The sequence below is a fragment of the Bacillus sp. SD075 genome, from assembly GCF_017355165.1.
Taxonomy (GTDB): domain Bacteria; phylum Bacillota; class Bacilli; order Bacillales; family DSM-1321; genus Peribacillus.
The window spans coordinates 1-8,499 of sequence record NZ_JADILK010000081.1 but is presented as its reverse complement, the minus strand read 5'-3'; the positions used below and the strand labels follow the sequence as shown (position 1 = coordinate 8,499).

Annotated in this window: 8 protein-coding genes and 1 pseudogene; 5 read left to right on the top strand and 4 right to left on the bottom strand. The window is 36.9% G+C overall.

The window, feature by feature from the left end:
* Positions 1 to 52: 52 nt before the first annotated feature.
* Together IOC57_RS24910 and blaOXA are read right to left on the bottom strand one after the other, a co-directional pair.
* Positions 53 to 796, bottom strand: coding sequence for a TerC family protein (locus tag IOC57_RS24910; RefSeq protein WP_207441253.1), 744 nt, complete (start codon positions 794 to 796; stop codon positions 53 to 55).
* Between the two features lie 252 nt (positions 797 to 1,048).
* Positions 1,049 to 1,861, bottom strand: coding sequence for a class D beta-lactamase (blaOXA, locus tag IOC57_RS24905; protein ID WP_207441252.1), 813 nt, complete (start codon positions 1,859 to 1,861; stop codon positions 1,049 to 1,051).
* 239 nt (positions 1,862 to 2,100) lie between these two features.
* On the opposite strand from blaOXA, the gene IOC57_RS24900 reads away from it, so the two are divergent.
* The gene (locus tag IOC57_RS24900) at positions 2,101 to 2,280 is read left to right on the top strand and encodes an H-type small acid-soluble spore protein (RefSeq protein WP_207441251.1); all 180 of its coding nucleotides are present in this window, start codon (positions 2,101 to 2,103) and stop codon (positions 2,278 to 2,280) included.
* Positions 2,281 to 2,330: 50 nt separating this feature from the next.
* Here IOC57_RS24900 and IOC57_RS24895 read toward each other — a convergent pair whose 3' ends face one another.
* Complete coding sequence (locus IOC57_RS24895; RefSeq protein WP_207441249.1) at positions 2,331 to 3,101, bottom strand: GH25 family lysozyme; 771 nt, start codon at positions 3,099 to 3,101, stop codon at positions 2,331 to 2,333.
* 438 nt (positions 3,102 to 3,539) lie between these two features.
* On the opposite strand from IOC57_RS24895, the gene abc-f reads away from it, so the two are divergent.
* Both abc-f and IOC57_RS24885 read left to right on the top strand, forming a co-directional pair.
* Positions 3,540 to 5,177, top strand: coding sequence for a ribosomal protection-like ABC-F family protein (gene abc-f, locus IOC57_RS24890; protein ID WP_207441247.1), 1,638 nt, complete (start codon positions 3,540 to 3,542; stop codon positions 5,175 to 5,177).
* A gap of 273 nt (positions 5,178 to 5,450) precedes the next feature.
* Positions 5,451 to 5,990: pseudogene (locus IOC57_RS24885) on the top strand (DUF2935 domain-containing protein); the annotation flags it as partial.
* 431 nt (positions 5,991 to 6,421) lie between these two features.
* On the opposite strand, the gene IOC57_RS24880 reads toward IOC57_RS24885, so the two are convergent.
* Positions 6,422 to 6,772, bottom strand: coding sequence for a hypothetical protein (locus IOC57_RS24880; protein ID WP_207441246.1), 351 nt, complete (start codon positions 6,770 to 6,772; stop codon positions 6,422 to 6,424).
* A gap of 293 nt (positions 6,773 to 7,065) precedes the next feature.
* Between IOC57_RS24880 and IOC57_RS24875 the strand changes: the two genes are divergently transcribed.
* Both IOC57_RS24875 and mscL read left to right on the top strand, forming a co-directional pair.
* A complete protein-coding gene (locus IOC57_RS24875) occupies positions 7,066 to 7,536 on the top strand; it encodes a DUF2306 domain-containing protein (RefSeq protein WP_396020886.1) in 471 nt (156 codons plus the stop codon).
* A 508-nt stretch (positions 7,537 to 8,044) separates the two neighbouring features.
* Positions 8,045 to 8,443 carry a large conductance mechanosensitive channel protein MscL gene (mscL, locus tag IOC57_RS24870; protein WP_207441243.1) on the top strand — a complete coding sequence of 133 codons (399 nt, stop codon included), beginning with the start codon at positions 8,045 to 8,047 and terminating at the stop codon, positions 8,441 to 8,443.
* The last annotated feature ends 56 nt before the right edge of the window (positions 8,444 to 8,499 follow it).

Genomic DNA, 8,499 nt, shown 5'->3' with positions numbered 1-8,499 from the left:
ATTATTTCGGTCTTTGATTTTCTTGAATTTTCATTTTACAAAAGAGTATGCCTTATTTACCTTCATCTTTTTTTGTTTTTCCAGAAAAAAACCATCCGCCTATAGCAATAAGAAGCATGACTGACCAAAAGGTTATATTCCAAATCGGTCCTTCTACAAAATCGTGAGGGATAATGTGCACGGCTGGATGCGCAAGGGTATGCATTAATAATTTAACCCCTACCCAACCAACGATTAACATGGCTGCCGTTTCGAGGCTAGGTCGCTCCGTCAGTATCTTAACGAAGTACCCTGCTGCAAACCGGATAACGATTAAACCTGCAATAGCTCCTAATAAAATAACAATGAATTTTGCTCCATCCATACCACCTATATCACCCATTGGTGTATCTGGCAAGGCAATGACAAGAGCGACTGCAGCTAAAATGGAATCAATAGCAAAAGCAATATCTGCTAATGCAATCTGTGCAACGGTCATACGGTAGCTTTTCCCTATTTTTCCTTTTTCCCCGTGATCCTTTTTTAGTAAATGCTTTAATGCGATGAAAATCAAATATGCAGCACCAATTGCTTGAACTTGCCAAACATGGAAAAGGTACGAAATAATGAAGATTGCACCAATCCTAAAAATAAAAGCCAAAAGCAACCCAATATTAATCGCTTTTTTTTGCTGTTCTTTTGGTAAATGCTTTGACATGATGGCTAAAACCAATGCATTATCGGCAGATAATAAACCTTCTAAAAAAATTAGAATAATCAACACCCAGCCATATTCCAATAATAACGATAGCTCCATGATACCCCCCTAAAAGCATGTATAAGAATGCGTATATGACTTTAAACCCAACAGCACTTTCTCCTCCAATATTGTCCCATTGTATCTACTTCCTTATTCAGCCCTTCCGTCCCATTAGCTCCATATGAATAGGAGGTACCCATTCAACTCCCCTATTGATAGTAAAGCATCCGTAAGCCCTATAATATTCTTTTATGCATACACTTCGTTCCATTAAATCATCGACCTATTTCAAAATCCTTTAATTGCTCCCTACTCTTTCGTTAAATGGTATTTCTGTAAAATATCCATTGTGATATTCCTGGCGTCTGCCGATGTACCGGAGAGATTCGTTACAAAAACATAGGCACGTTTCTTTGTTTCAATGAAACCAACAAACCAGCCATTGTTGGTCCCCTGCCCTGTTTTTCCGTAAAGTGTATAGTTACCCTCTTCAGTCTGGATCATCATCCTTTTAACGGTTTTCATGACATCCTTATCAAAAGGAAGATTCTCGCTGTATAAATTTTCCATAAAATCAACTTGTTCAACAGGAGAGATTTTGAGTGAGCTGCTTAGCCAAAACTGATCAACCCCTCCACTAATATCTTGGTTGCCATAAGAAACCTTATGGATCCATTCCTCCATTCGGCTCTCTCCAATGTCACGGGCCATTGCTTGATAATACCAAACAACGGAGTACCTTAAACCAGACCCAAGCGTATGATCCTGGTTCCATATCGCCATTTCCCTTTTCACACCATCCCAATATTTAATGTCATATTCATCCTCGACAGCCCCTACCTGTAAACCGATGAGTGCATTAGGAACCTTAAAAGTCGATTGCGGCGCAAATCTTTGTTCGGCACGTTCATTATTATAAATAAAAGTCTTGCCCTTTTTCACTTCACGTAATATGAAAGTCCCATCACGTTCTTCAAAAAATTCATCGACGTCGAGCTTCTTAATGTTGAGTTTCTCTTTGGCGGCATTGGCTCCGCTTGGCTGTTGCATGCATGTAAATAGTACGGTTGTGCCAATAAGTATTAATAGGACTGCCAGGAGCCTACGTCTTTTCAAATCCATCACCTCAAAAATCGATTTACAATCCTATCCATTTTAGCAGATAAGCTCTATATTTTTAAGATTAAGAATTCTCATCTTTTCATTATAAGCTAAATTAAAAAGGACTCGCTTCAAATATTCATGACGGATAACATGGTAGGTTAAACATCGTTGGTTGCCATATCAATCCCCTGAATAAACGAATAAAATTAAGCCTTTCCCCAAATAATAGGTAGACTAATTAGCAGGGAGGGATATATATGGATGTTAAGCGTGTAAAACAGATACTTTCTACTTCATCTGACATTGAGGTGAAATATAATGGCACTTCAGTATGGATTGATCATTTAAATGAAGATGGAAGAACGGCTACAGTACATTTAAGAGGACCATTAGAAGAAAGCTCAGAAGTATCAATTGACGAACTTAAAGAAATATAAGGAATATCCGATTAAAAATAAGCTCCTCTCGTAATGAGAAGAGCCTTTACTTATTTCACCCTTAATTTCTGACCGATATAAATTTTGTCGGGGTCTTTAATTCCGTTAAGACTAACAAGAGATTTTACCGTTGTTTTATGTTTTTTTGCAATGAAGCTAAGCGTGTCGCCTTTTGTTACAGTATAAATTGTGGATGTTTCAGTTTTCACTTCCTGGGATTTGTGTATCCTAAACGTATTTATAGTATTTGTAAAATCCCTATAGGCTATATTCAAATCCACTTTTGTGCTAATCCCGCTTATCTTACCTGAATCAGAATGCTGCCAAATATCTGTGCTTCGTCCCAACGTGCTGTTGTATCTGGCAATCCACAAAGCGTAGTTTGCCAACCTTGATTCATCTAAGGTATTTTCAAGAAAGTATTTACCAGTATACAGCATTGCCGTGTATCCAGCCTCTTCGATAGCTTTTAAAAAAGCTATCGCTGCATCGGTCAGCGTTTTTTTCTTTGCCTTTTTTTTATTTTCTTCAAGATCAAGAACAACAGGGTAGTTTAAAGCAAAAGGGCTGATAGAATCTAAAAAATAAGCAGCTTCAGCCTTTGCTTCTGCAACAGTTGCAAACTTTGCATAGTGATAGGCTCCGACTTTCAATCCCGCTGCCAATGCTTGTGGTGCATTTTCTTTGAAATAGGATAGCTTGGAATAACTCGTTCCTTCTGTTGCTTTAATGAACACGAACTTCACGTCTGCCTTTGCAACTTCCTCCCAATTAATAGCACCTTGCCAATGTGAAACATCGATTCCCTTTATATATTCCATATTAATGTCCTCCTCAGGGAAACATCCCTATGGTGGTAAAATCAGCCCTTATAATCACATCATATAGGTAATATGAAGTACTATCCCCCCTTATGATAAAGTATTTGATCGAGTTAATACAATATTATAAATCTTTAAAATTAGATTGAAAGCGAGGTACCATGCTGATATCTTTTGTTTTCAAAGATTATTTTATGCTATACTGGTTTTATTAATATCAGAAGGGATGATGGGTGGCCGATGATTAACTAATCTTATTTTTAAAATTTGAAATCACATATTTCAAATCATACGAAATAGGATTAGTCTGCCCATTTTCTATAAATTACTGAGCTATAGTCAAAATAGCTCTTATTTGATAATGCACAGGTATGACTAATCCTTCCAAATGAAATGGGAGGATTTTTTTTTCTCCCTTTAAAGAGAGGGATTGACTATATGAAAGAACTATTAAAATTAACCAATATTAGCTATGAACGATTGGACCTTACCATTTTTGAAGGTGTAAACGCTAGTGTTCAACAAGGTGAGATCATCGGTATCATTGGTAAAAATGGTGCCGGTAAATCTACGTTATTGCAATTAATAAATAATGATTTAGAGCCTGTAAATGGAGAAATCCACTGGCTGCAGCAAAGCTTGAAAGTTTTTATGGTAGAACAAGAAGTCGAGTCGCATGCTTCTGAAGAAAAGACCTCTTCCGAAGTTAAATTACTAGATAAAATGCATGTCCCAAGCCATGACTTCCCACAATTAAGCGGGGGAGAAAAACTGAAAGCCCGTCTTGCAAAAGGTCTTTCTAAAGATGCAGACCTTTTACTATTAGATGAACCGACGAACCATCTTGATGAGGAAAGTTTAGAATTCCTCAAAGGACAAATTAAAAATTATAGAGGTACCATTATTTTTGTTTCGCACGATCGTTATTTTTTGGATGCCGTAGCGACGAAAATTTGGTCGATTGAAGATAAAAAGCTAATTGAACACAGAGGGAATTACTCTAGTTATATGGAGATTCGTAAACAGAAAAGACTTACACAACAACGTGAATATGAAAAACAGCAAAAAATGGTTGAACGGATCGAGGGACAAATGAATGAAATCACTTCTTGGTCAAAAAAAGCCCATTCCCAATCGACGAAAAAGGAAGGAGTTAAGGAGTACTATCGCGTAAAAGCAAAGCGAATGGATGCACAAGTTAAATCTAAACAAAAGCGGCTTGAAAAAGAGCTTGAAAAAGTAAAAGCTGAACCTGTTGAATCAGAATATACTGTAAGCTTTTCAATTAAAGCAAAAAACAAGACGGGAAAACGATTTTTGGAAGTTAAGAATGTAAATAAGTCTTTTAACGAGCGAATACTATTTAAAAACGTCAATTTCACGATTCAGCATGGTGAGAAGGTTTCCATAATAGGTCCCAATGGCAGTGGAAAGACGACTTTATTAAAAATTATTCTTGGACATGAAACTTTTGCGGGAGATATATGGATTTCACCAACCGCAAAAATTGGCTATTTGACTCAAGAAGTGTTTGATTTACCACTTGAACTAACACCCTCCCAGCTATTTCATAAAGAAACTTTCGAGTCGAGAGGGAACGTCCAAACTTTAATGAAGCATTTAGGCTTCACAGCATCTCATTGGGCAGAACCCATTAAGAATATGAGTATGGGTGAGCGAGTGAAGTGCAAGTTAATGGAATATATATTAGAAGAAAAAGATGTGCTCATTTTGGATGAGCCGACAAATCACTTGGACTTAGCTTCACGGGAACAACTTGAAGATACATTAGCACAGTATACTGGAACGCTAATCGTCGTATCGCATGATCGGTATTTTCTCAAAAAAACGACAAGCAGCAAACTCGTCATTTCGAATATTCACATTCAAAAGCAATTGTATGAATCATCCTCAAAAAGAGATGATCTGGAAGAACTGAGATTGACACTTGAAACAGAAAGACAAGAAGTTTTAGGAAAGCTTAGCTTTATGACTCCAAACGATAAGGCTTACACAGAACTCGATAAGAAGTTTAATGAGCTTACAAAAAAAATAAATGAGCTTGGTGACAAATGACTATCAATAGGAACTTAATGAAACTGCTTCATTAACATACGGAAATCCTTAGAATGAATTAATTCTAAGGTCAGAATGTAGACAAACTCGATTTTCATCGAGTTTGTCTACATTTTTTTATGGCTTGTACGATTTGGACGTTGTTGGAACGGAAGGCACTCGCTTTCCGCGGGGTCTCCCATAGACGCGCCTTTCCCGCAGGAGTCTCGAACACCCGCTCCAATCAACTTGTTTTAACTTTAAGATAGAGCCCTTTTGCCTAGGGTCTTATTTTTTAAAAGGAAAATATCAGGATAAATACTCACCTGTAAAATTCCTGGTGCAAACAACTTCCCACTTTTAGTCGACCATACAAGCAGGGAAGCCAATTATTTTAGAAAACGATTAAAAGAATTAAATGAAGGTAAATTGAAACCACTCGCAGATGCAATTCATCAAAGAAAATGCTTTCTTTTTAAGGATTATGGCGGATCATGCAAAATTCATCGGACATCTCCTTGATCCATCGGAAAGAAGGCTGGTGGATATGGCGCGAAACTTTAGTAATGATTTTGATCAATTAGTCTTTCAAGCTGCAGACGTAGAGTCCATGAAACCGCAATCTCAAACGGCCCCTCTTTTGGATCAATTTCTAGATCAGAACCGTGTTTCCGTCGTATCACTTCGAGACTTTAAAAAAACCGCCAGAGATTTAATCGAAGAATGCAAAATCAAGAGCATTATTCATCCACTATTGGCTGATCACGTTTTCCGTGAGGCCGAACGTTTCCTTGAATTATCGATAGGTTTGAATCCCATCTTACAGGCGAATGATTGATATAGAAAATTGCCATTATCGGATAAAGATATTCTAACCTAAAATAAGAGGCTGGGACATAAGTATTTTAGTCAACGATAAACCCGAACTATAAGCGGAATTTCCGGCGAGTAGATCGGGTCTTTATTTGTTCTTTTCCATAGATTTTGTTGCTTTTTGCATCCTATTTTAAAAAATCCAGTGTAATGGAGCGGAAGACAATCGACTACTAAGGGAAATAGAGGAAAGGCAGAGACCTCGGGCTCAGCTTCTTCCCCGCGGAAAGCGAGTGTCTGTAGCGGGAATGGAACAAATTTGTTCTTACAGCTTGAATGGATGAATAAAACCAACTATACGAAAACACCATGATTTTTAATAAGTAGAATAACTTAAATTGATTTGTCTTTGAGGATGGGTTATTTAGTTATGTCCCAGCCTCTTTTATAAGTTAAGACAGGGAGTTCACCAATGTTTTAAGTTTCTCCTTATCAAAAACAGAAATCCATGGTAAATCCTGATTAACTTCATTAATACCAGGTTGGATAACGCGGCTTTTTAAAAGGTCACAAATACAATCATTTATAAACTGGATATCCTGGTCTGATATTTTCCTGTTATATGTTACAGGAGCGGCCCCTGTTTGATCGGTTATCCCCCCTATCAAGCCTCGTTGTTTTAATGAACTTCCAATAACTTCTCTGATAGCCTCCAGACTAGTCAGCGGAAATAAATCAAGGTGCTTAACAATCATTCTTAAAATATCCTCTTTAGATAAATCCTGTTCAATATGTTGTTGCAATTATTCCACCCCCATTACGTCAAGACATTCTGCAAATGAAACATAAAATCCTCCTTTTTCCTTAATAAGAATGATACACACTCCCTTTTGATTACCGCACTGACGATTTCCGGCAACGAATGCAGCACTTGACCGTTTTGCAGAGAATGCTCCATTGTATGGTAACTCATATGCCAAAACTGAATTGTTTTTTTCTTTGCAAATTAACATTCATATTCTTGGTAAATATTTGTATTATAATAAAATAAATATTTACTCTTTTACGTTATGATAATGATTATTTAACGAAGGGAATGTTGCTTATCTTTGAAATCATTCTGTTCATTCACATTTGCGCTGGAGCAATATGTCTTATTAGTGGAATAGGTGCTATGTCTTCAAAGAAAAAAAGAGGTGTGCATACAATTTGTGGTGAAATTTATCACAGTGCGTATGTTGTAGTCTTTGTCACATCCCTGACAATGGCAATAATGAATTGGGAAAGTAGCGCATATTTGTTTTTCATTGGGATATTTTCGTATTCTTTTGCATTTATAGGATATCTTGCTGGTAAGAAGAAATGGAAAAACTGGATTGCATCTCATATTAGCGGGATGCTCGGTTCCTATATCGCTATTTGCACGGCAATTCTTGTAGTAAATGTATCCAATATACCTATCTTGAATCAATGGAATCCATTCATTTTTTGGTTTCTTCCAAGCATAATAGGGTCCCCTCTGATATTTTTGGTTGGACAGAAGTATAAAAAATCCAAAACGATCTAAATGCAGTCCAAAAAATCTCCTATAAACAAAAATTATTTAACAAAGCGCTAAACAAAAAAAGCCCTCTCGATTAAGAGAAGGGCTTTTAACAATGGAGGAGTACCACTTAGGGGGTAGTACAATAATATAATTATCGCCAAACGAATACATTTATATTCACCCCCTTCCTCAAGTTGATGAAAAAGGCTTTACCTGCCTTCTAGACATTGAAAATTGACGCCTTAGTCGTTCCCGCTCTGCCTTCAATTACTTTGCTTGTTCTATGACCATTCTTAAATCCTTCTACAATAAGACCTGCTATTATAACGGCTCTTTAATGTTTTTAATGGAAAATAGCGTTCTTTCTCCTTTGATCGGACTGCCGTGATTGCACTATATTAAGGGATTCAAATGACTAAACGGGTGGATGGTCCTAACTTTGGAGATAATGGATGCCTCCTGCTCTATTCAATTTCCACCATGTTTCTGATATGCTTTTATCAATTAAAAAAAGAAAGGTGTAGTTACGATGATAAAGGAATTCAGGGAGTTTATTACTAAAGGAAACGTTCTCGATCTAGCCATAGCTGTAGTAATGGGTGCTGCTTTTGGGAAGATCGTTTCATCGCTAGTCAATAATATTATCACACCGCTAATAGGAATTTTATTAGGAGGGCTCAATTTTTCTTCGTTATCTATCACAGTTGGAAACTCAGTTGTTCAATACGGTGAGTTTGTCCAAGCTGTGATTGATTTCTTGATCATTTCATTTGCGATTTTCATGTTTATGAAGATATCGAATTCTCTTATTAGAAAAAAACAAGCGAACGAGGAAGAGGTATTGGAAGCCATACCGGCATCCGAGCAATATTTAAAGGAGATCCGTGATCTTTTACAAATAAAATCACGGGAGGACGAAACATCATAAGTTCATACTGAATCAGTCAAAAATCACTTGAGAATAAGAAAGCCCCTCTCTTAATT

Bases quoted from the DNA above. Each gene is read 5' to 3' on its own strand.
- IOC57_RS24910 (WP_207441253.1), bottom strand. From the start codon at position 796: ATGGAGCTATCGTTATTATTGGAATATGGCTGGGTGTTGATTATTCTA.
- blaOXA (WP_207441252.1), bottom strand. From the start codon at position 1,861: ATGGATTTGAAAAGACGTAGGCTCCTGGCAGTCCTATTAATACTTATT.
- IOC57_RS24900 (WP_207441251.1), top strand. From the start codon at position 2,101: ATGGATGTTAAGCGTGTAAAACAGATACTTTCTACTTCATCTGACATT.
- IOC57_RS24895 (WP_207441249.1), bottom strand. From the start codon at position 3,101: ATGGAATATATAAAGGGAATCGATGTTTCACATTGGCAAGGTGCTATT.
- abc-f (WP_207441247.1), top strand. From the start codon at position 3,540: ATGAAAGAACTATTAAAATTAACCAATATTAGCTATGAACGATTGGAC.
- IOC57_RS24875 (WP_396020886.1), top strand. From the start codon at position 7,066: ATGTTGCTTATCTTTGAAATCATTCTGTTCATTCACATTTGCGCTGGA.
- mscL (WP_207441243.1), top strand. From the start codon at position 8,045: ATGATAAAGGAATTCAGGGAGTTTATTACTAAAGGAAACGTTCTCGAT.